Origin of the sequence: Achromobacter agilis, assembly GCF_900496965.1 — a bacterium.
In the GTDB taxonomy this organism is placed as follows: domain Bacteria; phylum Pseudomonadota; class Gammaproteobacteria; order Burkholderiales; family Burkholderiaceae_B; genus Achromobacter; species Achromobacter agilis.
The window spans coordinates 79364-104162 of the sequence record NZ_UFQB01000008.1; the positions used below are offsets into that span (position 1 = coordinate 79364).

The window sequence follows — 24799 nt, forward strand, 5'->3', positions numbered from 1 at the left end:
CACTGCAACACTACGGTCATAATCCAAAGGCAAGGTGACGGCCTGGAAACCCTTTGAATACGGGCCTCTCGCGCGATCGCACGCGCGTGCGGCCCACGCTTTTTTTTCAACCATGCCATCCTTCCGTTACGAAGCGACCGACGCGCTGGGAAAAATCGTGCGCGGCACGATCGATGCCGACTCCGAGCGCGGCGCGCGCAACCAATTGCGGGGCCGCGGCCTGCTGCCGCTGTCGACCTCCCCCGCGGCGCGCGCCGAAGGGCTCGGCGCTTCGCTGCGCACGCGCCTGTCGGATGCCGACCTCGCCTGGATCACGCGCCAGCTCGCCAGCCTGCTGGCCGCGAGGCTGCCGCTGGACGCGGCATTGAGCGCGACGCTGGAACAGGCCGAGAAGAAACACATCGCCGCCAGCCTGGGCGGCGTGCGCGACGACGTGCGCGCCGGCCACCGGCTGTCCGCGGCGCTGGCGGCGCGGCCGCGCGACTTTCCCGAGATCTACCGCGCGCTGATCGCCGCCGGCGAAGAGTCGGGCGACCTGGCGCAAGTGATGGAGAAACTGGCGGACTACATCGAAGAACGCAATGCCTTGCGCAGCAAGGTCATGACGGCGTTCATCTACCCCGCGGTCGTGGCCTGCGTATCGGTGATCATCGTCATCTTTCTGCTGGGCTATGTGGTGCCGCAGGTGGTGTCCGCGTTCAGCCAGGCCAAGCAGGAGCTGCCGCTGCTGACGCGGGTGATGCTGTCGTTGTCGGACTATGTGCGCGAATGGGGCGTAGCCACGGGCGCGGCGCTGGCCGCGGCCATCGTGCTGTGGCGCTACACGCTACGGGCGCCCGCCGCCCGGCGCGCCTGGCATGCCCGCGTGCTGCGCCTGCCGCTGGCCGGGCGCTTCGTGCTGGGCGTGAACGCGGCGCGCTTCGCCTCCACACTGGCCATCCTGTCGGGCAGCGGCGTGTCGCTCCTGACCGCGCTGGAGGCCGCGCGCCGCACGCTGGGCAACGACGTGCTGCGGCTGGCGGTGGACGACGCGTCGGCGCGCGTGCGGGAAGGCGCCGCGCTGTCGGCGTCGCTGGGCGCGCAGAAAGTGTTCCCGTCCCTGCTGGTGCATCTGATCGCCAGCGGCGAGAAGACCGGCCGCCTGCCCGAGCTGCTGGACCGCGGCGCGCAAAACCTGTCGCGCGACCTGGAGCGACGCGCAATGGCCATGACGGCCCTGCTGGAACCGGCGCTGATCCTGCTGATGGGAGGATTCGTGCTGCTGATCGTGCTGGCGGTGATGATGCCGATCCTGGAGATGAATCAGCTTATACGGTAGGGGGTGTCAGACACCCGGGGGAACTGTCTTGTGTTTGGGGGACTGTCTCGTAAGGGTGTCAGACACCTGGCTTCATGCATGCAGGGGTCCGACATCCGGCTTCGTGCGTGCACGGGTCCGGCACCCGGCTTCTTGCATGCAACGGTCGACACCCGGCTTCGCGCATGCAAGTGTCTGACACCCCTACGAGACGCCCTTCATCCTGCGCAGGCGCTACCCGGGTGTCTGACACCCCCATACAAAAAAACTACAGCGCCTCTTCGTCGCTTTCGCCCGTGCGAATCCGGATGGCCTGTTCCACGGGGGTGACGAAGATCTTGCCGTCGCCGATCTTGCCGGTACGCGCGGCCTTGACGATGGCTTCGATGGCGGCTTCGACCTGGCTGTCCGGCAGCACGACCTCGACCCGGATCTTGGGCAGGAAGTCCACCACGTATTCGGCACCGCGGTAGAGCTCGGTGTGGCCTTTCTGGCGGCCGAAACCCTTCACTTCGGTCACGGTCAGGCCGCTGACGCCGACTTCGGCCAGCGCTTCGCGGACTTCGTCGAGCTTGAAGGGTTTAATGATGGCGGTGACTTGTTTCACGTTGGTCGTCCTGGTTTTTCGATCTGTTGCGGCGCCCGGCGGCGGCATGGCCGCCAGGCGCGATGGATAAGAGAATACCACCGGCCCCGCCGGGCAAAAGCGGGGCTTGCCGGCGGCGGGAGTACCCTGCCGCCTACGGCGCCTCGTCCGGAATGCGCTCGGCGTCGCGCATCCACACCACCGACTCCGAGTCGCTGGGCGCGCGCCAATCGCCGCGCGGAGACAGCGAGCCGCCGGAGCCCACCTTCGGAGCGTTGGGCACGCAGGTGCGCTTGAACTGGCTGAGGCGGAAGAACCGGTCCAGGAAGATCTTCAGGTTGCGCTTGATCGCGGCCAGGCCGTACTGGTTGCGCACGACGTGCCCGCCCTCCGGCCAGGCGCCGGCCTCGCGGTCGCGCCACGCCGCCAGCGCCAGGAACGCAACCTTGGTTGGCGCGAAGCCATAGCGCAGCGTGTAATACAGATTGAAGTCCTGCAGTTCGTAGGGGCCGATCGAATCTTCGCTCTTCTGGACCGGCTTGTCGTCCGCGCCACCCGGCACCAATTCGGGGCTGACGTCGGTTCCCAGCACGTCCAGCAGCACCGCGGCGCCGTCATCGCCCAGGCGGCCGGACTCGGCCACCCAGCGCACCAGGTGCGTGATCAGCGTCTTGGGCACGCTGGCGTTGACGCTGTAGTGCGACATGTGGTCGCCCACGCCGTAGGTGCACCAGCCCAGCGCCAGTTCGCTCAGGTCGCCCGTGCCGATGACGATAGCGCTGTTGAAGTTCGCGATGCGGAACAGGTGGTTGGTGCGTTCGCCCGCCTGCACGTTTTCGAAGGTAATGTCGTAGACCGGCTGGCCGTCCGCGTAGGGATGGCCCAGGTCTTTGAGCATCTGCAGGCAGCTCGGGCGGATGTCGATTTCGGACGCCGTGCAGCCCACCACGGCCATCAGCCGGCGCGCCTGCTGCAGCGTGCGGGTGCTGGTGGCGAAGCCCGGCATCGTAACCGCCAGGATGTTGGCGCGCGGCAGGTCCAGGGCATCCATGGCCTCGGCGCAGACCAGCAGCGCATGGGTGGAGTCCAGCCCGCCGGAAATACCGATGACGACCTTGGACATGCCGCTGGCCGACAGGCGCTGGACCAGGGCCTGCACCTGGATGCTGTAGACCTCCTTGCAGCGGGCGTCGCGGCGCTGCGGATCGGCCGGCACATAGGGGAACCGCGCAACGCGCCGCTCCAGCGGCAGTTCGGCGTCGTCCAGCGGCGGCTGCACGGGAACCGGCACGGTGCGGAACTTGCGGATTTCGTCCTGGTGGCGCCGCGCCGACTGGCCGAAGGTCGTCTGGCGCATGCGTTCGCGCGACAGGCGTTCCAAGTCCACGTCCGAGAAAAGCAGATGGGAATGGCCGAGGAACCGCTCGGACTCGCCCAGCAATTCGCCGTTTTCGTAAATGAGCGCCTGGCCGTCCCAGGCCATGTCGGTCGAGGACTCGCCTCGGCCGGCCGACGTGTACATATAGGCGGACAGGCAGCGCGCCGATTGCTGCGCCACCAGCTGGTGGCGGTATTCCGACTTGCCGACCACGATATTGGAAGCCGACAGGTTGACCAGCACCGTGGCGCCGGCCAGCGCCGCGAACGAGGACGGCGGGATGGGCACCCAGACGTCCTCGCAGATCTCGACGTGGAACTGGAACAGCGGCAGCTGCTCCATCTGGAAGACCAGCTCGGACCCGAACGGCACCGTCTGCCCCAGCAGGCGGATCTCGGTCGCGGCGGCGCAATCGGCCGCGCTGAACTGGCGCGCCTCGTAGAATTCGCCGTAGTTGGGCAGGTAGGTCTTGGGCACCACGCCCAGCACCCGTCCGCCCGCCGCCACGATGGCGCAATTGAACAGCTGGTGGGCCACCCGCAGCGGCGCGCCGACGATGATGGCGATGTCAAGCTCGGCCGTCGCCGCCACCACCTGGGCCAGTGCCGCCTCGCAGGCGTCCAGCAGGGCCTTCTGGTGGAAGAGGTCGTCGCAGGTATAGGCCGACAGGCCCAGTTCGGGAAACGCCGCCAGCACCGCGCCGCCCTGGGCGGCCTGCTGAGCCAGCAGGATGGTCTGCGCGGCGTTGAATGCCGGGTCGGCGACCCGGCATTCGGGCACGCCGACCGCGACCCGGGCGAAGCCGTGGGAATACAGGTTGAAGAACGGGTTCGACATCAGCTAGGGCCTATTGACGGCAATAGGCCAAATTATCTCACGCGCCCGCGGCGCCCTAGCGCGGCATCTTGGCGTCGGTGAGCCCGCGTTCGGCCGAGGACGCCAGCGCCGACTGCAAGGCGCCCTCGCGCAGATAGCTCCCCATCGCGCCGATGTCGGCGCCGGACGGCTGCTGGTACAGGCGCAGCCCCAATTCGGGGAGGATGGCGAGCAGATGGTCGAAGATGTCGCCCTGAATGCGCTCGTACTCCACCCAGGCGGTCACAGCGGTAAAGCAATAGACCTCGACCGGGATGCCCTCGGAGGTGGGCTCCATCATGCGCACCATCATCGCCATGTCCTGGCGGACTTCCTGGTTCTGCTTCAGGTAGGCCAGCGCATAGGCCCGCAGGGTGCCGATATTGGTCAGGCGGCGGCGGTTGGCCGGCACGCTGGCCAGTTCCCCCATGGTCTGGTTGGCCTGGGCGATATCGTGCGTCTTGGCGTGGAGATAGTCGTGCAGCAGGCGAAAGCACATAAGCCGCTGAGACTCTTCCTCGGTCAGGAAGCGCACGCTGGCGGCGTCGACCCGCATGGTGCGCTTGATGCGCCGGCCGCCCGACTCGAACATGTGCCGGTAGTTGCGGTAGCTTTCCGAGAACAGCTTGTAGGTGGGCACCGTGGTAACGGTGTTGTCCCAGTTCTGCACCTTGACCGTATGCAGCGCGATGTCTTTCACGAAGCCGTCGGCGTTGGACTGCGGCATCTCGATCCAGTCGCCGATGCGCAGCATGTCGTTGCTGGTCAGCTGGGTGCTGGCCACCAGCGACAGCAGTGTGTCCTTGAACACCAGCAGCAGCACCGCGGACAGCGCGCCCAGGCCGGAGATCATCCAGAGCGGCGAGCGGTCGATCAGGATGGAAAGCACCAAAACGGTGCAGACGGCCATCAGAATGAGCTTGCTGATCTGGATATAGCCCTTGATGGACCGGGTCTGCGCCCGGGTCGTGGCCGAATAGGTATCCTGCCAGGCGCTCAGCACGCCCGAAAACGCCACGAACACGCAGACCCAGGCGCCGGCGTGGGCCAGCCGCCCCACGACCGTCACCGCCCGCTCGACGTGCGGCACCAGGCCGATGCCCAGCGACACCACGGCGAACGGCACGGCATACCAGAGGTTCTGGTAGGCACGGCGGCGCTGCAGGGCCTTGTCCCAGTCTCCGCGGCCGCTCAGCACCAGCACGCGGTGCGCCAGCAGCAGCACGACGCGGGCGACGACCCACTGGATGAACAGCGCGATCAGGATCAGCACGCCTATCCCGACCAGCGTCTGCGCCCAGGCTTCACGCGGCAGGTGGGTATCCAATTGGGTGACTAGCTCTTCCCATTCCAGGGGCATAGGGTCTCTTCTCGCTCTAAGTTCTTGAAACTAACCACGGATTATCCGACAAGTCGCCAGGACCGCAGGCGCCCGGCCCCGAAAACCCCGGTGTCCGTCGCCCGGCGCCGCGCGAGGCCCTATAATTCCGCCCATCATGGCAAAGACTCCCTCCCCCGACCAAAACCAGTTCGCCAACAAGGCGCAGGCCTGGTCCGCCCGGTTCTCGGAACCGGTTTCCGAACTCGTCAAGCGCTATACGGCGTCCGTGGATTTCGACAAGCGCCTGGCGCGCTACGACATCCAGGGCTCGCTCGCGCACGCGGACATGCTGGCCGCCCAGGGCATCATCGGCGCCCAGGACCTGGCCGACATCCAGCGCGGCATGACCCAGATCCTGTCCGAAATCGACGCCGGCAGCTTCCAGTGGCTGCTGGACCTCGAAGACGTGCACCTGAACATCGAAAAACGCCTGGTTGAACTGGTGGGCGACGCGGGCAAGCGCCTGCACACCGGCCGCTCGCGCAACGACCAGGTCGCCACCGACATCCGCCTGTGGCTGCGCGCCGAGATCGACAACCTGCAAGACCTGCTGCGCCAGTTGCGCCACGCGCTGGCCGCCGTCGCGCTCGAGAACGCCGGCACCATCATGCCGGGCTTCACACACCTGCAGGTCGCCCAGCCCGTCACCTTCGGCCACCATCTGCTGGCCTACGCCGAAATGTTCGGCCGCGATGCCGAGCGCCTGGCCGACTGCCGCCGCCGCGTGAACCGCCTGCCGCTGGGCGCCGCCGCCCTGGCCGGCACGTCGTTCCCGATCGACCGCGAGCGCGTCGCCAAGACCCTGGGCTTCGACGGCGTCTGCCGCAATTCGCTGGACGCCGTGTCCGACCGCGACTTCGCCATCGAATTCTGCGCCGCCGGCGCGCTCATCATGACGCACGTCTCGCGCCTGTCCGAAGAGCTGGTGCTCTGGATGAGCCCGCGCGTGGGCTTCATCGACCTGGCCGACCGCTTCTGCACCGGCAGCTCGATCATGCCGCAGAAAAAGAACCCCGACGTGCCCGAGCTGGCCCGCGGCAAGACCGGCCGCGTCAACGGCCACCTGGTCGCCCTGCTGACCCTGATGAAGGGCCAGCCCCTGGCCTACAACAAAGACAACCAGGAAGACAAGGAAGGCCTGTTCGACACGGCGGACACGCTGCGCGACACGCTCACCATCTTCGCGGACATGGCCGGCGGCATCAAGGTCAAGGCCGACAACATGCGCGCCGCCGCCCTGCAGGGCTTCGCCACCGCCACCGACCTGGCCGACTACCTGGTCAAGCGCGGCGTGCCGTTCCGCGACGCCCACGAAGTGGTCGCGCACGCCGTGCGCGACTGCGAACAGCGCGGCTGCGACCTCGCCGACCTGTCGCTGGCCGACCTGAAGGCCTACCACGCCAGCATCGGCGAAGACGTCCACGAGGTCCTGACCCTGGAAGGCTCCGTCGCGGCCCGCAAGCACGTGGGCGGCACCGCGCCCGAGCGCGTGGCCGAAGAAGCGAAGCGCGTGCTGCAGGAAACGGCGGAGTAAGGGCTGGTTTTCTCCGACGCAAGATGATCGGCCCCGATTTATCGGGGCCGATTTTCATTGGGGCGTCAGATAGCGTATGTGTACGTTCCCTCAGCCGCCCGCTACACGATCCTCAGCGACTCCCCCAGCATCTCGACCACCGCATCCACCTTGGGCAGCAGCTGCTTGCTCAACGGCCACACCAAATACAAAGGCAATCCCTCGGTAGCCAATTGCGGCAGCACTTCGACCACCCGGCCGTCGCGCAAGGCGTCGGCCGCCAGCCAGGTCGCCAGTTGCGCGATGCCGAAACCGGCGGCGACGGCGTCGACCTGGGCTTCTGCACTGTCCAGCGCCATGACGCCATCCACCGGCCGCAGGCTGGCCGGCCCCGCGCCCTGCGCGATCCTCCAGGCGGGCGGCTCGCCGTCCGCGCGTCCGTAGGCCACCGCGTCATGTTGCGCCAGATCGTCGGCCGTCAGCGGCGTGCCGCGGCGCTCCAGGTATTGCGGCGACGCGCAGAAAATCACGCGCTCCGCGCCCAGGTGGCGGTGGCCCAGGCCGGGCGCCCACTGCTGCGGCCCGCCGATGCGCACCGCCACGTCTATGCCTTCTTCGGCCAGATCGACGAAACGGTCCGTGAACGACACGTACGGCCGCAACTGCGGATGCCGCCTGGCGAACTGAAGCAGCAGCGGCAGCGCCACCCGCCGGCCGAAGGTCGCGGGCAGGTCCACGCGCAGCCGGCCGACGGGCTCCTGGCGCTGCGCCGCCAGCACCGCCTCGGCTTCCTGCAGTTCGGCCAGCACGCGCACGCAGGTGCGGTAGTAGGCGCTGCCCGCGTCGGTCAGCGCCAGGCGGCGCGTGCTGCGTTCGAACAAGCGAGTGCGCAAGCGGGCTTCCAGCCGAGCCACGCTTTTGCCCACGGCCGAGGCGGTGAGGTTGAGCCGGTCGGCGGCGGCCGTGAAGCTGCCGGCGTCTGCGGTGGTGACGAAGGCTTCGATACCTTTGAGGCGTTCGGATGGGATCATGGGGGGAAAATTAGGGAATCAGATTCCTAAATCAATAGAAAAAATGCCCGAGATAAGAAATTCTATCTCCAATATCCTTCAGGGCCGTATCACGCCTTGAACACCCATCCATGCTCGAATCCTCCCTGGCCTCCCCATCCGCCCCTGCCCGCGGGAACGCCCTCTCCATCGGCATCCTCGCCATCGCGGCTTTCGTCATCGTTTCGACGGAATTCCTGATCGTGGGATTGCTGCCCGAACTGGCCCGCGACCTGTCCCTATCCGTTTCCGCCGCGGGCCAGCTGGTGACGCTGTTCGCGTTCACTGTGATGCTGTCCGGTCCGCTGCTGACGGCCGCGCTGTCGCACCTGGAGCGCAAGCGCCTGTTCGTGGCGATTCTGCTGGTCTTCGCCGCCTCCAACGCCTTGGCCGCGGCCGCGCCCAACATCTGGGTGCTGGCGCTGGCGCGCTTCATTCCTGCGCTGGCCCTGCCGGTGTTTTGGGGCATGGCCAGCGAAGCCGCGGCGCAACTGGCCGGCCCGCGCCGCGCCGGGCAGGCGGTGGCGCGCGTGTACCTGGGCATTTCCGCCGCCCTGCTGTTCGGCATTCCGCTGGGCACGCTGGCCGCCACGTCCATAGGCTGGCGCGGCAGCTTCTGGGGCCTGGCCGCGCTGTCCCTTGCGCTGGCCGCGCTGATGCTGGCCTGCATGCCAGCCTTGCCGCGCCCGCCACGCGTCGGCTTGCGCGAGCAGGCGCGCATTCTACGGGATCCGCGCATGCTGGCCCACATCGCACTGTCCGTGGCGGTGTTCACCGCGATGTTCGCTGCCTATACCTATCTGGCCGACGTGCTGGAACGTATCGCCGGCGTGCCGCCGGCGCAGGTCGGATGGTGGCTGATGGGCTTTGGCGCGGCGGGCTTGGCGGGCAATTGGCTGGGCGGACTGGCGGCGGACCGCAATCCGCTGGCCGCGACCCTGGCGTTCACCCTGCTGCTGGGCCTGGGCATGATGGCGGCGGTGCCCCTGGCCTCCTCGCTTGCCGGACTGCTGCCGGCGCTGGCCGCCTGGAGCATCGCCAACACGGCGCTGTATCCGGTCTGCCAGGTGCGCGTGATGAAGGTGGCGCCGCAAGCCCAGGCCATGGCGGGAACGTTGAACGTGTCGGCGGCCAATGCCGGCATCGGCATCGGCGCCATGCTGGGCGGCTTGGCCATCGCGCAGTGGGGCCTCGGCAGTGTGGGCTATGTCGCTGGGGCCGTGGCGCTGCTGGCGGCGTTGGCGGTACCCGCCATCGCCCGGCTGCGGCCATCCGTGGCAGCCTGATCCCGACCAATGCGGACGATGCCGGGCGCCCGCGAGCCGCGGGCATGCAGGCGATGCCCAGCGGCCGCTGGCATCAGGCATACCGGTCATGCTCAACTGCCGCCAGCCTCAGGCTTGCAGGCGAGCCTCAGCGGCCGCCGGCCTCGGCTGTACAGGCCGGCGCGGCGCACACCGCGGGCGCCTTGATCAGGAACTCCTTCAGGCTGGCGACGTTGTTCTTCTTGAAAATGCGATTCTTGTAGGTCACCACGGTGGTGGGCGACAGGCCCAGTTCGCGCCCCACTTCCTTGGCGGTATGGCCCTGGCGTAGCAGGTCAGCTACCTGGATCTCACGCAGCGACAGGCCACTGCACCAGGACGGCGTGCGCGGCGCGTCCGCATCCGCGCGGCACAACTGGTGGTGGCGCCGCGCCAGCGCGATCAGCAGGGGCGCGCGCCCGCGCATCAGTTCGGCCACGTTCGGTGAATGGGCATGCGAGAAATACAGGTTCAGGTAGCTGATGCCCTCGCTGCGGGAACCGATGAGCGAAATCTTGCTGGCGAAGCCGGGGCGCTCGAACAGCAGGCGGCGGTACTCGTCGTCCGCGATGCGCTCCGGGGACGCCGTCTGGACGACCAGGTCCGGATGATGGCCGGGCTGGCAGGCCATGTCGCGCAGCAGGCCGTAGTTGGGATCGCGCCGGTAGAACTCGTTGTCCACGAACACGTTGGTGGTCCATTCGATCAGGGACTGGTTCAGCAGGCTGGCCGCCGACGAATACTGCACCAGGCCTTCGTGGCCGTAGAACACGTGCGACACGTGGTCGGCAGCTACGGTCTCGCGCAGCGCCAGCAGCAGCGTGGCATGGAACATGGGGCCGCCCAGGTCCATGACGGCGGACTCGGCCCAACGGTCCGGCCCCCCGCCCGCGGGCATAGGGTTGTGTGTCTCTTCCATGGTGTCGTTTTCCCCCGCTTGCGCGTGTTTTCCCGATTCTAAGGTCATCCTCCGCCGCCGCGGTGTCCTCTTCCGTGAGGACATGACGGGCCCGCGTGGCGCTCCTAGAGTGGTGCCTGCATCGAAACCACATCGAACTAGGGAAAACGATGAAAGAGCTTCCCATCTATCCATACGTCAGGCCCGATGAAATGGACCGCCCGCGCCGCGAGCCGCATCCGGTGGCCGTCGTGGGGGCCGGATTGACCGGCCTGACGCTGGCGCTGGACTTGGTGCGGCGCGGCATTCCCGTGGTCGTGCTGGACGACGACAACACCGTCGGCGTGCGCGGCCTGGCCTCGCGCGGCATGGTCTGGGCACAGCGCACGCTGGACATCTTCGACCGGCTGGGCATGGCCGGCGAGGTGGTCGGCAAGGGCGTACGCTGGAACGTGGGCCGCGTGCTGTGTCGCGACCAGGCGGTGGCGTCCTTCACGCTGCAGGACCAGCCCGACATGCGGCACAACGGCTTCGTCAACCTGCAGCAGTACTACCTGGAAGCCTTCCTGGTGGATGCGCTGATGCGCGAGCCGCTGGCCGAGCTGCGCTGGCTGAACCGCGTCGCCGGCATCGAGCCGCAAGCCGAAGGCCCGGCGACTTTGCAAGTGGAAACGCCCGACGGCGCCTATACCTGCCAGGCGCAATGGGTGGTCGCCTGCGACGGCGCCAAAAGCGCGGTGCGCACCATGCTGGGCTTGAGCCCGCGCGTATATGACCAGACCGAGGACCGCTGGATCATCATCGACGTCGTGCTGCGCGACACCGCCTGGCCGGAAGAGCGCTGGACCTGGCTGGACGCGCGCAGCAACCACGGCCGCGCGGTCTGGCGCCACAAGATGGCCGACGACACCTGGCGGCTGGACTTCCAGCTGCGTCCCGACGAAGACCCCGCCGAAGCGGCCACCGACGCGGGCATGCGCCAGCGCGTCTGGGACCTGCTGGGCGAGCGCGTGGAGTTCGACATCGCCTGGCACGGCGTCTGGGCCTACCGCCATGAATGCCTGGACAGCCTGCGCCATGGCCGCGTGCTGTTCGCGGGCGATTCGGCCCACCTGGTCGCGCCCTTCGGCGCGCGCGGCGGCAACGGCGGCATCCAGGACGCCGACAACCTGGGCTGGAAGCTGGCCCTGCTGCTGCAAGGCCGCGCGGGCGAGTCCCTGCTGGATACCTACAGCGTGGAGCGCAAGCACGCGGCGATGGAAAATATCCGCCAGGCGCGCCGCTCCTCGCGCTTCGTCTATCCGGGCGCGGCCCGCTCGGCCGCGCTGTGGCGCGACGCCATCATCGACCTGGCGCCGCGCCACGCCGTCGCCGCCCGCATGATCAATACCGGCCGTCTGTGCATGCCGGCCGTCTATCCCGCGTCGGCGCTGGCTTGCGGCACCCACGCCCTGGCCGGGCGCGCGCTGCCCAACGTCGTGCTGCGGCAAGCGGATGGCCTGACCTTGCACGGCCTGCTCGGCCCCTGGTTCACGGTCCTGGTGTTCGGCAATGCCCTGCCCCCCGGCGCGCAGGACGGCGACGGCCTGGTGCGCTGGGTCGCCGTCGGGCCGCTATGCGACGAGCGCGGACAAGCTGCCCTGGCGCACCAGCTCGGGCAGGCGCTGGACGGCCAGGCCTGGCTGCTGCGGCCCGACCAGCACGTCATGGCAGCCGCCACGCCCGAGACGGGCGATCCCGAGGCCGTGCTGGCCTGGGTCGCCGCCGCGCTGGATGCATCCGGCGCCTGTCCCGAACCCCTGCCCGAGGCCCGCGGCCTCTACCGCTCAACCGGAGGCGCCAGCCATGCCGCTATCCCAGCAACAGCTTGACGACCTGCTGGAGCGCCTGATCGCGCTCACCAATGTGCCCGACCCCGAAGCCCAGCGCGACAGCCTGGCCCGGCTGTCGCTGCTGCTCATCGAAGCGGTGGACGACGCGGCCCTGGTACAGGCGGCCGTCGACGAAATGCTGGCGGCCCAGTCCGGCTCGCCCGCCTTGAACATTCCATGAACCACGGAGACGGCGCCATGACGCTCAACCCATCCCATGCCTCCCCGGCGGACGCCCCCGCCGCCTGCCCCGCCATCCAGGGCCTGCACCACTTCGCCTGGCGCTGCCGCGACGCCGAGGAAACCCGGCATTTCTACGAAGACATCCTTGGCCTGCCGCTGGTGCACGTGGTCAAGGAAGAACGCGTGCCTTCCACGGGCGAGCATTGCCCCTTCGTGCACCTGTTCTTCGAATTCGCCGACGGTTCGCACATCGCCTTCTTCGACCTGGGCGACAACGGCCAGAGCCAGCCCGACCCCGCCACGCCGCGCTGGGTCAACCACTTCGCCATGGAAATCCGCGGCGAAGCCGGGCTGGAGCGCATGCGCCAGCGCCTGCAGTCCCACGGCGTCGAGGTGGTGGGGCCGACCGACCACCACTTCATCCGCTCGATCTATTTCTTCGACCCCAACGGCATCCGCCTCGAACTGACCTTGCGCCTGCCCGTGGACGACTACGTCGCCCGCAAGCGCCGCAGCGCCCATGACGACCTGGCCGCCTGGACCCGCGACAAGGCCGCCGGCCTGAAGCCCGGCGCCACCGGCACCAGCAGCCAGCAGCGCAGCCAAGCCCATGCCGGCTGAGCCCCCCCTCTTTCCACCCATCAAAGGAACACCATGAGCAAACCCTTCGCCTCCCAGGCCGACCTGACGGAAAAGAAGATCTCCTTCGAGCGCCTGTCCGAAAACGCCTACGCCTACGTGGCCGACGGCGACCCCAACTCGGGCGTGATCATCGGCGACGACAGCGTGATGGTGGTCGACGCGACCGCCACCCCGGCCATGGCGCAGGCGCTGATCCGCGCCATCCGCGGCGTCACCGACAAGCCCATCCGCCACGTGGCGCTGACCCACTACCACGCCGTGCGCGTGCTGGGCGCGTCCGCCTTCGCCGCCGAAGGCGCGGCCAACGTGTACGCCAGCCGCGGCACGCATGAACTCATCGTCGAGCGCGGCCAGGCCGACATGGATTCCGAGATCGGCCGCTTCCCGCGCCTGTTCCAGTCCGCCGAGGGCATCCCGGGACTGACCTGGCCCACCGTGGTGTTCGAGCGCGAGCTGACGGTGTTCCTGGGTGACCTCGAAGTACGCATGCTGCATCTGGGCCCAGGCCACACCCGGGGCGATTCCATCGTCTGGATTCCGTCGCAGGGCATCTGTTTCTCCGGCGACCTGGTGGAGTTCAATGCGGGCGTCTACACCGGCGATGCCTATTTGTCCGACTGGCCCGCCACGCTGGACGCGCTGCAGGCGCTGGAGCCGCGCCAGATGGTGCCGGGCCGCGGTCCCGCGCTGACCACGCCCGCCGCCTGCCGCGAAGCCATCGGCTACACCCGCAGCTGGGTCGAGACGCTGTATGGCTGCGCCCGCCAGGGCGTGGAGCAAGGCAAGAGCCTGAAGCAAGTCTATGAGGACACGCGCCGGGTGATGGACCCGGAGTTCGGCCACGTCGTCATCTACGAACACGCCATTCCCTTCGACGTCTCGCGCGCCTACGACGAGGCCAGCGGCATCACCGATCCGCGCGTCTGGACCGCCCAGCGCGACCGCGATATGTGGGCCGAGCTCACCGCCTGACCCCGGCACGCAACAACGCCACGAGGCCCCGCCGTGGGCTTCTCCATTCGATACGGAGCACCTGAAGATGAAACTCGCCACCCTGAGCAATGGCGCCCGCGACGGCGCCCTGGCCGTCGTCAGCCGCGACCTGACCCGCACGCGCGCCGTGCCGCACATCGCAGCCACCCTGCAGCAGGCGCTGGATGACTGGGCCCGCGCCGCGCCGCTGCTGCAGGCCGAATACGAAGCGCTGAACGCGGGCGATGGCGCCAGCCAGCCCTTCGATGCGGCCCGCTGCGCCGCGCCGTTGCCGCGCGCCTACCAATGGCTGGACGCGTCCGCCTACCTGAACCACGTGGACCTGACGCGCCGCGCCCGCGGCGGCGAGATGCCGCCTTCGTTCCTGACCGATCCGCTGATGTACCAGGGCGCCTCGGACGACTTCATGGGCCCCTGCGAGGACATCACCGCCGCCAGCGAGGAACTGGGCGTGGACCTGGAAGCGGAGATCGTGGTGGTGACCGACGACGTGCCCCTGGGCGTGGACGCGGACGCGGCGCTCGGACACGTGGCGCTGCTGGGCCTGGTCAATGACGTGACCCTGCGCAACGTGGTGCTGCCCGAACTTTCCAAGGGCTTCGGCTTCCTGCAGGGCAAACCGGCGTCGGCGCTGTCGCCCGTGCTGGTCACGCCCGATGAACTGGCGCCCTACTGGCGCGGCGGCAAGCTGCACCGCGCCATGCAGGTGTGGCTCAACGGCCGGCAGATCGGCCAGCCCCAGGCAGGCGAAGAAATGCAATTCCACTTCGGCGAGCTGATCGCGCACGCAGCCCGCACCCGCCGCCTGGGCGCCGGCACCCTGGTGGGCAGCGGCACCATCTCGAATGCCAGCGACGCCGCCGGCGTGTGCTGCCTGGTCGAAGCGCGCGTGCGGGAAAAGCTGCGCGAGGGCGAAATGCGCACGCCGTTCCTCAAGCACGGCGATCGCGTGCGCATCGGCATGCGCGACGACGCGGGCCTGAGCCTGTTCGGCGACATCGACCAGCAGGTGCGGATCCCTGGCACGCGGCCCATGCCTGGCGCCGCGTCGGCCGGCGTGCTCGAAACCGCCGCCGCCTGACCGGAGACCGCCATGGCCGACACGCCCGCCCTCACCCTGCACAGCTACTGGCGCAGTTCCGCGGCCTACCGGGTCCGCATTGCCCTGGCCTTGAAGGGCCTGCCGTACCGGCAGGTCACCTGGCACATGGTCAAGGGCGAGCACCAGCAGCCGGCCTACCGCTCGCTGGCGCCCTTCGGCCTGGTGCCCATGCTGGAGATCGACGGCCTGCGCCTGCAGCAATCGCTGGCCATCATCGAGTACCTGGACGAGCGCCATCCCGGTGCGCCGCTGCTGCCGGCCGATCCCGCGCTGCGGGCGCAAGCCCGCGCGCTGGCGCAACTGATCGCCTGCGAAATGCACCCGCTCAACAACCTGCGCGCGCTCAAGCGCCTGCGTGCGCAGTTCGGCGCGGACGACGAACAGATCCAGGACTGGTACCGCCACTGGTGCGCCGAAGGCTTCCAGGCCTTCGAGGCGGCGCTGCCCGCGGCGCAGGACGGCGGTTACGCGCTGGGCGACGCACCCACGCTGGTCGAGTGCTACCTGATCCCGCAGGTCTACAACGCCTTGCGCTACGGCGCGGACCTGGCGCCCTTCGAACGGGTCCGCGCCCTCGTCCAGGCCTGCGCCGGCCTACCCGCCTTCGAAGCGGCCCGCCCGGAAAACCAGCCCGACGCGCCGCAGAGCGCCGCGGCCTAGGCAACGCCACCCAATAAGAAGCTGAACCGCCGCATTCCCCCAAGGAGACAACCATGCAGACAGAAATCCCCGCCGACGGCGCCGCCGTCGCATCCGCCCGCCGGTCCGCGTCCGGCCCGCTGGTCAGCGCCGACGACCGCAAGGTGCTGGCCGCCACGCTGGTCGGCTCGGCCATCGAATGGTACGACTACTTCATCTACGTCCAGGCCGCCGGGCTGGTGCTGGGTTCCCTGTTCTTCGCGCCCTTCGCCAAGGAAAACCCCGAGCTGTCGCTGATCCTGTCGTTCGCGACCGTGGGCGTGGCCTTCCTGTTCCGGCCGCTGGGCGCCATCGTCTGCGGCCACCTGGGCGACCGCTACGGCCGCAAGCGGGTGCTGGCGGCCACGCTGATCCTGATGGGCGTGTCCACCGCCCTGATCGGCGTGCTGCCGACCTACGCGCAGATCGGCATCTGGGCGCCGGTGATGCTGGTGGCCTTGCGCGTGCTGCAAGGCTTTTCCGCCGGTGGCGAATGGGGCGGCGCGGCGCTCATGGCGGTCGAGCACGCGCCCCGGGAGCGACGTTCGCTGTTCGGCGCCTTCCCGCAAATCGGCGTGCCGCTGGGCATGATCGTCGCCACCGGCGTGCTGTGGTGCATCACCGCCCTGGTCGGCGCCGACAACTTCATGGCCTGGGGCTGGCGCGTGTCCTTTCTGCTGTCCATCGCGCTCATCGTGGTCGGCGTCTTCATCCGCCGCGCCGTCGAGGAATCGCCCGTGTTCCTGCAGATGCAGTCGCGCCGCAGCCATTCCTCGGCGCCGCTGGGCACCTTGCTGCGCAAGCATCCGCGCCAGATCCTGCTGACCACGCTGATCTTCGTGGGCAACAGCACGGCGGGCTATCTGCTGGTCGGCTTCTTCATCAGCTACGGCAGCCGGACGCTGCACATGCCGGCGCAGCAGGTGCTGATGATCTGCACGCTGGCCGCGGCTTGCTGGCTGGGCACCACGCTGCTGGGCGGCTGGCTGGGCGACCGCATCGGCCGCGTGCGCACCTTCCAGCTCGGCTACGTGCTACTGGCGCTGTGGGCCATACCGATGTGGTCCTTCATCGAATCCGGCGACGTCACGCAATTCGCCTTCGCCCTGGCCGTGCTGTCGGTGCCCCTGGGCCTGACCTACGGCCCGCAGGCCGCGCTGTATGCCGAGATGTTCCCGGCCGACGTGCGCTATTCCGGGGTGTCGGCGGGCTATGCGCTGGGCTCCATCCTCGGCGGCGCGTTCGCCGCGATGATCGCGCAGTCCATCATCACCGCCACCGGCCAGTCCTGGCATGTGGGCGTCTACGTCATCGTCATGGCCGTGGTGTCCTTGGTGGCCGTTAGCCTGGTCAAGGACCGCCCCGGCGTCACGCTGCACGCAGACTGAACCTTCAAACCATCAACCCACGCACGCCATGAGCACAAGCATCCGTCAGGACGACCTGATCGAATCCATCGCCAGCGCGCTCCAGTACATCAGCCACTACCACCCGGCCGATTACATCGCGCATCTGGCCCGCGCCTACCGACGCGAGGCCAGCGCGCCGGCGCGCGACGCCATGGCGCAGATCCTGGCCAGCTCGCGCATGGCCGCCATCGGCCGGCGGCCGATCTGCCAGGACACGGGGATCGTCAACGTCTTCCTGGAAGTCGGCATGGACGTGCGCTGGGAGGGCTTCACCGGCAGCCTGGAGGACGCCGTCAACGCCGGCGTGCGGCGCGCCTACCTGGACGCGGACAATCCGCTGCGCGCCTCGGTGGTGGCGGACCCGCTGTTCGGCCGCGGCAACACCCGCGACAACACGCCCGCCGTCATCAGCATGCGCATCGTGCCGGGCGCAAGCCTGGCGCTCACCGTGGCGGCCAAGGGCGGGGGCTCGGAGAACAAGGCGCGGCTGGCCATGCTGAACCCGGCCGACAGCATCGTCGACTGGGTGCTGGCGCAGATTCCGGCCATGGGAGCCGGCTGGTGTCCGCCCGGCATGTTGGGCATAGGCGTGGGCGGCACCGCCGAGAAAGCGGTGCTGCTGGCCAAGGAAAGCCTGATGCAGCCCCTGGACATGCATGAGCTGCAGGCGCGGGCGCGGAGCGGCGACACGCTGGCGCCCGAGGACGCGCTGCGTTTGGAACTGCATGACCGCGTCAACGCGCTGGGCATAGGCGCGCAGGGCCTGGGCGGCCTCACCACCGTGCTGGACGTGAAGATCAAGACCTACCCCACGCACGCGGCCGCCAAGCCCATCGCGCTGATCCCCAATTGCGCGGCCACGCGCCATGCGCGCTTCGTGCTGGACGGCTCCGGCCCCGCGCATCTGGATCCGCCCTCGCTGGATCTCTGGCCCGATCTGGGCGTGGAACGCGGCTCGGACACCGGCCGGCGCGTGAACCTGGACACCCTCACCCGCGAGGACGTCGCGTCCTGGCGCGCCGGAGAAACCCTGCTGCTCAACGGCCGCATGCTGACCGGACGCGACGCCGCGCATCAGCGCATCCGTGAAATGCTGGCGCGGGGCGAGCCGCTGCCCGCCGACTTCCGCGGCCGCGCCATCTACTATGTGGGCCCGGTGGACGCGGTGCGCGGCGAGGCCGTCGGCCCCGCCGGCCCCACCACCTCGACCCGCATGGACGGCTACACCGACATGATGCTGGAACGCACGGGCCTGCTGGCGATGATAGGCAAGGCCGAACGCGGCCCGCAGGCGGTCGAGGCGATCCGGCGCCACCGGTCGGCCTACCTGATCGCGGTGGGCGGCGCGGCCTATCTCGTGTCCCGCGCCATCCGCAGCGCCCGCGTCATCGCCTTCGAGGACCTCGGCATGGAGGCGATCCACGAGTTCGACGTCACGGACATGCCCGTGACCGTGGCGGTGGACGCCGAGGGCGGGAACCTGCACGTATCGGGGCCGGCGCGCTGGCGCCGAAAGGCGGGCGCCAGGGAGATACCGGTGGCGGTTGCCGGGGCGCTCTGACAAGCGCTGCGGCCGCGAGCCACTCTGACAAGCGGCCTGGATGCGGGCCGCCCCTGGCGCGGCCCGACACGCGCCGCCTCCAGGGCCGGGCCAGCTTTCAACCCAACTTGAATTCCACCACCGCCCCGCCGCTGCCATACAGCGGCGCATACTCCAGCACCTTGGCGCCGCGGAACTGGTCGCCCAGCGCGCCCAGCAGCCAGGACATGTGCTTGAAGCCCATCTCGGCCTTGGCCTGCCCGGCATACTCAGGCATCGCCTGGCGCAGTTGTGCGGCATCGCCGCTTTCCAGCAGCGCCAGCATGCGGCGGTTCCAGTCGTCGTCGGCCTGAGAGATCATGCGGTCGGATTCAGGCGCCACTGGCTCGCGGAACATGGTGTTGGACAGCCCGCCTATGCCGATGACCGCCGCGCGTTTGCCTTGCGCGGCGGCTGCCTGCGCGGCGATGCGGCTCAGTTGCTCCGTCTGCGCGTTGTCGTGGTACAGGTTGTTGGCCGCCAGGGTCACAGGCAGTTGGTCGGAGCCAAAACCCATCAGCGTGCTGACCGTGATGGTGCCCGTGTCGATGGGGAACTGGTCGTAGTCCACGCCGCGCGCATGGATGCCGGCGTCGCGGCAACCTTGCACGCAGGCTTCGGCCAGGCTGGCGTCGCTGGCGATGTCGAAGGGCAGCTCGCCGTACTCGTGCCAGTTCTCGTCCACATGCACGCCCGTGCTGCGCCGGCGCGTGATCCACAACTGGTCCAGCACCGCCATCCACTGCGTCGAATACACCAGCACCACGTCGGGCCGGGAAGCCGCCAGCGACTTGCCAGCCGCGCACAGCGCCTGGTTCAGGCGTCCCCAGGGCGCCACGTCGCTGCGCAGCTGCGGCAGCGGGCTGCCAGGGACGAGAAATGCGGAAACGATGGTCATGGCATGTCTCCCTGGATGACTAGGCCGCCGCGCCGGCGGGTGCTTCGAGGCGGGACAGTCCGGCCTCCCGCAGATTCCATTCCATCACCGCGTTGCCGGTGCCGATCACGGTACCGTAGCCATGGAACTTGCCGGCCAGTTGCGGATAGCCCATGGCCGCATGCATCCAGGTGAAGGCGCCGGACTTCACTTCGGCGAAGGCTTCGTCGATGAACTGGGGCAACAGTTCGAATACCTCGTCCATCCTGCCCTTGCGCATCAGGTCGATCATGCGGATGTCCCACAGATAGCCGTCGTAGCGCGCCGGATGTTCCTTGGACATGTCCTCGGGCACCTCGGGCTGTTCATGGAAATGCCAGTGCGACAGCGTGTTGCTGGCCAGCAGCACCGCCCGCCGCCCGCTCTTGCGAATGGCTTCGCGCGTGGCCCTGCCCAGCAGGTCCATTTCCTTCTGCCCTTCCTGGGTGTTGAGGTAGTACGGCGTGTTGTTCGCCGACAGCCCCACCACCGGAATGTCCCATTGCGGGCGCACCATGTGCAGCGTGGTGATGGTGCCGTAGTCGACGCGGAACTTTGGGTTGCGCATCATCTTGGTGACCAGGCCCAGCTTACGGCCTTCCTCGCAACAGGCTTCGGCCAGTTCCACGTCCACGTCCATGCCGAAGTCGTAGCGGAACAGGTCGGGAAAGATCGGATCCACCGAGCGGCCCGCCAGACGCGGCACGCCCAGGAAGTGATGGCCCACCTGGGTGATCCAATGCGGCGAATGCACCAGCAGCACGTCGGGCTGCAGGCGTTCGATGCTCTCGCGCACGTGGTCGTAGGCCCAGCGCAGGCTTTCCCACCCGCCGCGCGAGCGCGGCTCGTTCTGCGGCGGGTTCTCGCCGTACACGAGGTGCGGCGGGTGGGGAGCCAGGAATCCGGAAAGAATTTCGCCGTCCTTCATTGCTTACTCCTTTGCGAGAGCAGTAGGAACCCGTACGACCGTTGTTGCGCAGTAGCGGCGCCAGCTATTTTGTACGTATACGTACTGGATTCAGTATCGATTCGCTGGCGATTGCTGTCAACCGGCAAAGGGCGGCCAATGGATAGGGAGTTTCCCGAGCAGGCGTTCCGGTCCGGTCTCCTCGCGCCCCGCTACCGCCCCTCGCCCTTGCGCAGCAGGTACTTCTGCACGCCGTCCATCACCGTCTCGCCGCGCTGGTTGCGCACGAGGCTCTGCATGACCAGTACGCCGGTCGTGCGTCCGGGCAGCAGTTCCGTCACCGTCAGCGACGAATAAAGCGTGTCGCCCGCGAACACAGGCTTGAGGAAACGGCTGCTCTGTTCCAGAAACCCCTTGAGCGCATCCTCCACCATATGGGGGAACAGTCCGGCGCCCGCCGCCGTCTGGATGGCGACCTGGAAGCCGTGCGCCAGCATATGAGGCATGCCATGGGCGCGGCAATACTCGACGTCGTAATGCACGGGATGATTGTCGCCGCTGGCGAGCTGAAACGCGGCGAACAACGCGTCGGTCATGGTGCGCGACGGCAAAATGAAAACCTCGCCAACCTTGAAATCATCGAAGTAACGCTGGGCGCAGAGTTGGTGCTTGATCATGCAGGATTCCTTTTTTTTTGCACGGGTGGATTCAGTTCGCGGTCATGTGCGCGGTGCGAGCGACTTCGCCCCACTTCTTCAACTCGCCCTGCAAGAAGGCTGCCAGCGCGGCAGGCGTCGTGTCCGGCTGCAGCACCAAGCCCATGTCGTAGGCGCGGCGCTGCAATTCCGGATCGGCAAGCGCAGCGCGCAGCGTGGCATTGAGCTTGTCGACGACCGGCGCGGGGGTGCCCGCCGGCGTGAAGACGGCGTTCCAGGTATAGGCCTCGTAGCCCGCTACCGCGTCCGCGATGGGCGGCGTGCCGGGCGTCTGCGGCAGGGGCTGCGCCATCGAGGTCGCCAGCAGCCTGACCGTGCCCGCCTGCACCTGCGCCAGGCCCGTGGGCGCGCTATCGATCATGAAGTCCAGATGCCCGCCGATGACATCGGCCATCGCCGGCGCGCTGCCACGGTACGGCACGTGCATGGCGCGCACGCCGGCCAGATGGTTCAGCAGCTCACCGGCCAGGTGCGGCGCACTGCCGATGCCGGCCGAGCCGTAGTTGACCTTGCCGGGCCTGGCCTTCAGATAGGCCATGAACTCTGGCAAGGTCGAGACGGGCATGTTTTTGTTGACAACCAGCACCAGGGGCGCCTTGGCCGCCAGGCCGACTGGCGCAAAGTCCTCCACCGTCCGGTATGGCAGGCTGGCATGGATGCTGGGATTGACCGCGTGCGCCACCGTGGTCAGCAGCAAGGTGTAGCCGTCGGCAGTCGCGCGGGCGACGGTTTCGGTGCCGACCAGCGTGCCTGCTCCGGTCCGGTTCTCCACCACCAGCGCCGCGCCCAGCTTGCGGCTTCAGGTCTCCGCCAGGGCCCGGGCGAACGTATCGGTAGGTCCGCCGGCCGCATACGGCACCACCAGGCGAACCGGCTTGGCCGGATAGTCCTGCGCCGACGCAGCGCCGCCAGCCAGCGCGCCAGCCGCCATCAAGGTGGCGCCTGCCAGCGCACGCCAGGGAAATCCATGTTTCATGCTTGTCTCCGTTGGTCTTTTGTGTGCGGCACAATATAGAGACGAGGCCGGCGCCAGGAATAGTCGAAAGTTTCTTATCCGGCTTAGAGCCTTTCTAACAGCGGCCCGCCACGCCGCCCCACACCGGGTGTCCTCCTTGCGCTACGAACTGACCGACCTGCGCGTCTTTGTCGCCATCGCTGAAGCCAAAAGCCTCACGGGCGGGGCTTCCGACCTGCACCTGACCGCGCCGTCGGCCAGCTACCGCCTGAAGAATCTGGAGCAGGCCATGGGCGTGCCGCTGTTCGTGCGCACTCAGAAAGGGATGTCGCTCACCGCCGCCGGCATGACCGTGCTGCGCTATGCGCAGACCATACTGGGCAACGTCGAGCGCCTGCAGGCGGAAATGCGCCGTCATACCGATGGCGTCGAGGGCCATATCCGCGTCTATGCCAACAGCAGCACGCTGAGCAGCCTGCCCAGCGCGTTGAGCCGCTACCTGGCCGCCTATCCGAACGTCAACGTGGATCTTGAGGAACATCTCAGCGAAGAAACCGTCAAGGCGGTGCTGGACGGCCGCGCCGACATCGGACTGGTCGCGGGCGCCATTGAAATGCGTGGACTGGAATACATCAGCTACGGCCAGGACGAACTGATCTTCATCATCCCTCCGCGCCATCCGCTCAGCCTACTCCCGCGCGTTTCGCTTGAAACCGCGCTGTCGCACGACCTGGTCGCCATCGGCCGCAAGAGCAGCAACTTCCTGTACCTGCAGCAAATGGCCGAGCAGATGGGGCTCAAGCCCCGCGTGCGCGTGCACGCGCCCAACTTCGACGCCGTGCTGCGCTGCGTCCAGGAAGGCGCCGGCATTTCGCTGGTGCCACGCTCGGTAGCGGCGCCCGCGCTGGCCCAGGGCAAGGTCGAATGCGTGCAGATCGAGGAGTCCTGGGCCGTGCGTGAACAACGCGCGGTGATGCGCAAGCAGGACGCCCTGCCCGGCTATGCCCGCGCCTTCATCAGCTTTGTCACCGAGCCGCGGCCGGCTCTGGACGCCGATTAGAGAATCTCGAATCCCGCTTAAAAAATATCGACTGGCCGCGCGCGCGCCTCGCATTCCATAATGCTCCGCCGCCGCCGGGCCCGGCATGCGCCCCGGCCCACACTCCCAATCCAGGACGATATGACCGCAGCTATCCGCCCCTTAGACGGCATCACCGTCATCGCGCTCGAACACGCCGTCGCCGCCCCTTTCGCCAGCCGCCAGCTGGCGGACCTGGGCGCGCGCGTCATCAAGATCGAACGGCCGGACGCGGGCGACTTCGCGCGGGGCTACGACGACACCGTGCGCGGCCAGTCGTCGTTCTTCGTATGGGCCAACCGCGGCAAGGAGAGCCTAGCCCTGGACACCAAGGCTGCGGGCGCCGCGCAAGTGCTGCGGCGTCTACTAGGCCAGGCTGATGTCTTCATCCAGAATCTCGCGCCTGGCGCCGCGCGCCGCATGGGCCTGGACTACGACACGTTGCGCGCGGACTTCCCCAGGCTGATCGTGTGCGACATTTCGGGCTACGGCGATGACGGCCCCTACCGCGACAAGAAGGCCTATGACCTGCTGATACAGGCGGCTTCCGGCCTGATCTCCCTGACCGGCACGCCCGAATCCCCGGCACGCACGGGCATCTCCATCGCCGATATCGCCGCCGGCATGTATGCCTATTCCGGCATCCTGTCGGCGCTCATACAGCGCGGACGCACCGGCGCAGGCTTGCGCGTCGAGGTGACCATGCTGGAAGCGCTGACGGAATGGACTTCCTATGCCTTGAACTTCGCGCATTACGGCGGCACCCCACCCGCGCGCAACGGCGTGGCGCATCCCGCGATCGCGCCCTATGGGCAATACCTCGCGGGCGACGGCAAGCCCGTGATATTCGGCCTGCAGAACGACCGCGAATGGCGCAGTTTCTGCGCCCACGTGCTGGAGGAACCGGCGCTGGCCGACGACGAGCGCTATGCCACCAACGTCCAGCGCGTGCGGCACCGCGAGGCGCTGGATGCGCGCATCGCCGAGTGCTTTGCCTCCCTGTCGCGCGAACAGGTGCTGGCCAGGCTGGACCGGGGCGGCATCGCCAACTCCGCCTTGAACACCATGCACGAGGTCTGGGACCACCCGCAATTCGCGGCGCGCGGCCGCTGGCGCGACGTGGCCACGCCAGGCGGTCCCATCCAGGCGTTGCTGCCGCCGGCGACCTTGTCGGGCGCCGCCGCGGCGATGGGCGCCGTGCCGGCCTTGGGGCAGCACACCGTGGCCATCCTGGCGGAGCTGGGATTCGATGCCGACGCGGCCTGACGACGGGGAGCGCATGCCGGTTGCGAAAAAAAGGGGCAGCGGATGCTGCCCCTTCAAAAAGGCCCTGCGAGAAGCCGCCACCAAGCGTGCAAGCGTGGCTGCGTTCCCGTAGCGCCGGCGTGGCGATTAAGCCTGGCTGCCATTAGACGACATGCTGGACCGCAAGCCCATCACTGAAATTGGGTATTTTGCATGCCTGCGGCAACGTCAACGCACAGTTGGCCACATCCGGAAACAACCAAC

The 24799-nt window shown here is 68.2% G+C and carries 21 protein-coding genes and 1 pseudogene; 13 read left to right on the forward strand and 9 right to left on the reverse strand.

The genetic code is table 11. From position 1 onward, the window contains the following. Nucleotides 1-112 precede the first annotated feature (112 nt). The gene (gene gspF, locus AGI3411_RS11845; RefSeq protein ID WP_129527570.1) at nt 113-1318 is read left to right on the forward strand and encodes a type II secretion system inner membrane protein GspF; all 1206 of its coding nucleotides are present in this window, start codon (nt 113-115) and stop codon (nt 1316-1318) included. A 247-nt stretch (nt 1319-1565) separates the two neighbouring features. On the opposite strand, the gene AGI3411_RS11850 is transcribed toward gspF, so the two are convergent. The 3 genes from AGI3411_RS11850 to AGI3411_RS11860 all read right to left on the reverse strand — a co-directional run bounded on the left by AGI3411_RS11850 (nt 1566) and on the right by AGI3411_RS11860 (nt 5476). Continuing rightward, nucleotides 1566-1904 (reverse strand): P-II family nitrogen regulator, encoded by a 339-nt coding sequence (locus AGI3411_RS11850; protein ID WP_043545647.1) that lies wholly within the window; start codon nt 1902-1904, stop codon nt 1566-1568. Between the two features lie 133 nt (nt 1905-2037). Then, nucleotides 2038-4098, reverse strand: a complete 2061-nt coding sequence (locus AGI3411_RS11855) for an NAD(+) synthase (RefSeq protein ID WP_129527571.1) — start codon at nt 4096-4098, stop codon at nt 2038-2040. Nucleotides 4099-4153: 55 nt separating this feature from the next. Further along, nucleotides 4154-5476 (reverse strand): mechanosensitive ion channel family protein, encoded by a 1323-nt coding sequence (locus tag AGI3411_RS11860; protein WP_129527572.1) that lies wholly within the window; start codon nt 5474-5476, stop codon nt 4154-4156. A 136-nt stretch (nt 5477-5612) separates the two neighbouring features. Between AGI3411_RS11860 and argH the strand changes: the two genes are divergently transcribed. Beyond that, entirely contained in the window at nt 5613-7031 is a 1419-nt protein-coding gene (argH, locus tag AGI3411_RS11865) for an argininosuccinate lyase (RefSeq protein WP_129527573.1), read from the forward strand. A 101-nt stretch (nt 7032-7132) separates the two neighbouring features. On the opposite strand, the gene AGI3411_RS11870 is transcribed toward argH, so the two are convergent. Then, complete coding sequence (locus AGI3411_RS11870) at nt 7133-8041, reverse strand: LysR family transcriptional regulator (RefSeq protein WP_129527574.1); 909 nt, start codon at nt 8039-8041, stop codon at nt 7133-7135. Nucleotides 8042-8151: 110 nt separating this feature from the next. Here AGI3411_RS11870 and AGI3411_RS11875 point away from each other — a divergent pair, with 110 nt between their 5' ends. Further along, nucleotides 8152-9345 carry an MFS transporter gene (locus AGI3411_RS11875; RefSeq protein WP_129527575.1) on the forward strand — a complete coding sequence of 398 codons (1194 nt, stop codon included), beginning with the start codon at nt 8152-8154 and terminating at the stop codon, nt 9343-9345. A gap of 127 nt (nt 9346-9472) precedes the next feature. Here AGI3411_RS11875 and AGI3411_RS11880 read toward each other — a convergent pair whose 3' ends face one another. Further along, complete coding sequence (locus AGI3411_RS11880; RefSeq protein ID WP_129527576.1) at nt 9473-10282, reverse strand: helix-turn-helix transcriptional regulator; 810 nt, start codon at nt 10280-10282, stop codon at nt 9473-9475. Between the two features lie 149 nt (nt 10283-10431). On the opposite strand from AGI3411_RS11880, the gene AGI3411_RS11885 reads away from it, so the two are divergent. From AGI3411_RS11885 to AGI3411_RS11920, 8 genes are all read left to right on the forward strand, one after another. After that, on the forward strand, nt 10432-12132 hold the full coding sequence (locus AGI3411_RS11885; RefSeq protein ID WP_129527577.1) for an FAD-dependent oxidoreductase: 1701 nt from the start codon (nt 10432-10434) through the stop codon (nt 12130-12132). After that, nucleotides 12107-12313 (forward strand): DUF2783 domain-containing protein, encoded by a 207-nt coding sequence (locus tag AGI3411_RS11890; protein WP_129527578.1) that lies wholly within the window; start codon nt 12107-12109, stop codon nt 12311-12313. Before AGI3411_RS11885 ends, AGI3411_RS11890 begins: the two co-directional genes overlap by 26 nt. 17 nt (nt 12314-12330) lie before the next feature. Beyond that, nucleotides 12331-12936 carry a VOC family protein gene (locus AGI3411_RS11895; protein WP_129527694.1) on the forward strand — a complete coding sequence of 202 codons (606 nt, stop codon included), beginning with the start codon at nt 12331-12333 and terminating at the stop codon, nt 12934-12936. A gap of 33 nt (nt 12937-12969) precedes the next feature. Next, nucleotides 12970-13929, forward strand: a complete 960-nt coding sequence (locus tag AGI3411_RS11900) for an MBL fold metallo-hydrolase (protein ID WP_129527579.1) — start codon at nt 12970-12972, stop codon at nt 13927-13929. 67 nt (nt 13930-13996) lie between these two features. Beyond that, nucleotides 13997-15031: a fumarylacetoacetate hydrolase family protein gene (locus AGI3411_RS11905; RefSeq protein WP_129527580.1), complete on the forward strand. Its 1035-nt coding sequence runs from the start codon at nt 13997-13999 to the stop codon at nt 15029-15031. A gap of 12 nt (nt 15032-15043) precedes the next feature. Beyond that, nucleotides 15044-15712: a maleylacetoacetate isomerase gene (gene maiA, locus AGI3411_RS11910; protein WP_129527581.1), complete on the forward strand. Its 669-nt coding sequence runs from the start codon at nt 15044-15046 to the stop codon at nt 15710-15712. 53 nt (nt 15713-15765) lie between these two features. Further along, nucleotides 15766-17118 carry an MFS transporter gene (locus AGI3411_RS11915; RefSeq protein ID WP_208748071.1) on the forward strand — a complete coding sequence of 451 codons (1353 nt, stop codon included), beginning with the start codon at nt 15766-15768 and terminating at the stop codon, nt 17116-17118. Between the two features lie 28 nt (nt 17119-17146). After that, a complete protein-coding gene (locus AGI3411_RS11920) occupies nt 17147-18700 on the forward strand; it encodes a fumarate hydratase (RefSeq protein ID WP_129527582.1) in 1554 nt (517 codons plus the stop codon). Nucleotides 18701-18797: 97 nt separating this feature from the next. On the opposite strand, the gene AGI3411_RS11925 is transcribed toward AGI3411_RS11920, so the two are convergent. From AGI3411_RS11925 to AGI3411_RS11940, 4 genes and pseudogenes are all read right to left on the reverse strand, one after another. Continuing rightward, nucleotides 18798-19616: a DODA-type extradiol aromatic ring-opening family dioxygenase gene (locus AGI3411_RS11925; protein WP_129527583.1), complete on the reverse strand. Its 819-nt coding sequence runs from the start codon at nt 19614-19616 to the stop codon at nt 18798-18800. A gap of 19 nt (nt 19617-19635) precedes the next feature. Further along, the gene (gene cnbCb / locus AGI3411_RS11930) at nt 19636-20562 is read right to left on the reverse strand and encodes a 2-aminophenol 1,6-dioxygenase subunit beta (protein WP_129527584.1); all 927 of its coding nucleotides are present in this window, start codon (nt 20560-20562) and stop codon (nt 19636-19638) included. Nucleotides 20563-20753: 191 nt separating this feature from the next. Next, nucleotides 20754-21218, reverse strand: coding sequence for a MaoC family dehydratase (locus AGI3411_RS11935; protein ID WP_129527585.1), 465 nt, complete (start codon nt 21216-21218; stop codon nt 20754-20756). A 31-nt stretch (nt 21219-21249) separates the two neighbouring features. Further along, nucleotides 21250-22233, reverse strand: a pseudogene (locus AGI3411_RS11940) (tripartite tricarboxylate transporter substrate binding protein). A 136-nt stretch (nt 22234-22369) separates the two neighbouring features. Between AGI3411_RS11940 and AGI3411_RS11945 the strand changes: the two are divergent. Together AGI3411_RS11945 and AGI3411_RS11950 are read left to right on the forward strand one after the other, a co-directional pair. Beyond that, nucleotides 22370-23272 (forward strand): LysR family transcriptional regulator, encoded by a 903-nt coding sequence (locus tag AGI3411_RS11945; protein ID WP_129527586.1) that lies wholly within the window; start codon nt 22370-22372, stop codon nt 23270-23272. Nucleotides 23273-23392: 120 nt separating this feature from the next. After that, nucleotides 23393-24556 (forward strand): CaiB/BaiF CoA transferase family protein, encoded by a 1164-nt coding sequence (locus AGI3411_RS11950; protein WP_129527587.1) that lies wholly within the window; start codon nt 23393-23395, stop codon nt 24554-24556. Nucleotides 24557-24799: the final 243 nt, after the last annotated feature.

Coding starts and splice junctions, on each gene's coding strand:
- gspF (WP_129527570.1), top strand. CDS start 113: ATGCCATCCTTCCGTTACGAAGCGACCGACGCGCTGGGAAAAATCGTG.
- AGI3411_RS11855 (WP_129527571.1), bottom strand. CDS start 4,098: ATGTCGAACCCGTTCTTCAACCTGTATTCCCACGGCTTCGCCCGGGTC.
- AGI3411_RS11860 (WP_129527572.1), bottom strand. CDS start 5,476: ATGCCCCTGGAATGGGAAGAGCTAGTCACCCAATTGGATACCCACCTG.
- argH (WP_129527573.1), top strand. CDS start 5,613: ATGGCAAAGACTCCCTCCCCCGACCAAAACCAGTTCGCCAACAAGGCG.
- AGI3411_RS11870 (WP_129527574.1), bottom strand. CDS start 8,041: ATGATCCCATCCGAACGCCTCAAAGGTATCGAAGCCTTCGTCACCACC.
- AGI3411_RS11875 (WP_129527575.1), top strand. CDS start 8,152: ATGCTCGAATCCTCCCTGGCCTCCCCATCCGCCCCTGCCCGCGGGAAC.
- AGI3411_RS11880 (WP_129527576.1), bottom strand. CDS start 10,282: ATGGAAGAGACACACAACCCTATGCCCGCGGGCGGGGGGCCGGACCGT.
- AGI3411_RS11885 (WP_129527577.1), top strand. CDS start 10,432: ATGAAAGAGCTTCCCATCTATCCATACGTCAGGCCCGATGAAATGGAC.
- AGI3411_RS11890 (WP_129527578.1), top strand. CDS start 12,107: ATGCCGCTATCCCAGCAACAGCTTGACGACCTGCTGGAGCGCCTGATC.
- AGI3411_RS11895 (WP_129527694.1), top strand. CDS start 12,331: ATGACGCTCAACCCATCCCATGCCTCCCCGGCGGACGCCCCCGCCGCC.
- AGI3411_RS11900 (WP_129527579.1), top strand. CDS start 12,970: ATGAGCAAACCCTTCGCCTCCCAGGCCGACCTGACGGAAAAGAAGATC.
- AGI3411_RS11905 (WP_129527580.1), top strand. CDS start 13,997: ATGAAACTCGCCACCCTGAGCAATGGCGCCCGCGACGGCGCCCTGGCC.
- maiA (WP_129527581.1), top strand. CDS start 15,044: ATGGCCGACACGCCCGCCCTCACCCTGCACAGCTACTGGCGCAGTTCC.
- AGI3411_RS11915 (WP_208748071.1), top strand. CDS start 15,766: ATGCAGACAGAAATCCCCGCCGACGGCGCCGCCGTCGCATCCGCCCGC.
- AGI3411_RS11920 (WP_129527582.1), top strand. CDS start 17,147: ATGAGCACAAGCATCCGTCAGGACGACCTGATCGAATCCATCGCCAGC.
- AGI3411_RS11925 (WP_129527583.1), bottom strand. CDS start 19,616: ATGACCATCGTTTCCGCATTTCTCGTCCCTGGCAGCCCGCTGCCGCAG.
- cnbCb (WP_129527584.1), bottom strand. CDS start 20,562: ATGAAGGACGGCGAAATTCTTTCCGGATTCCTGGCTCCCCACCCGCCG.
- AGI3411_RS11935 (WP_129527585.1), bottom strand. CDS start 21,218: ATGATCAAGCACCAACTCTGCGCCCAGCGTTACTTCGATGATTTCAAG.
- AGI3411_RS11950 (WP_129527587.1), top strand. CDS start 23,393: ATGACCGCAGCTATCCGCCCCTTAGACGGCATCACCGTCATCGCGCTC.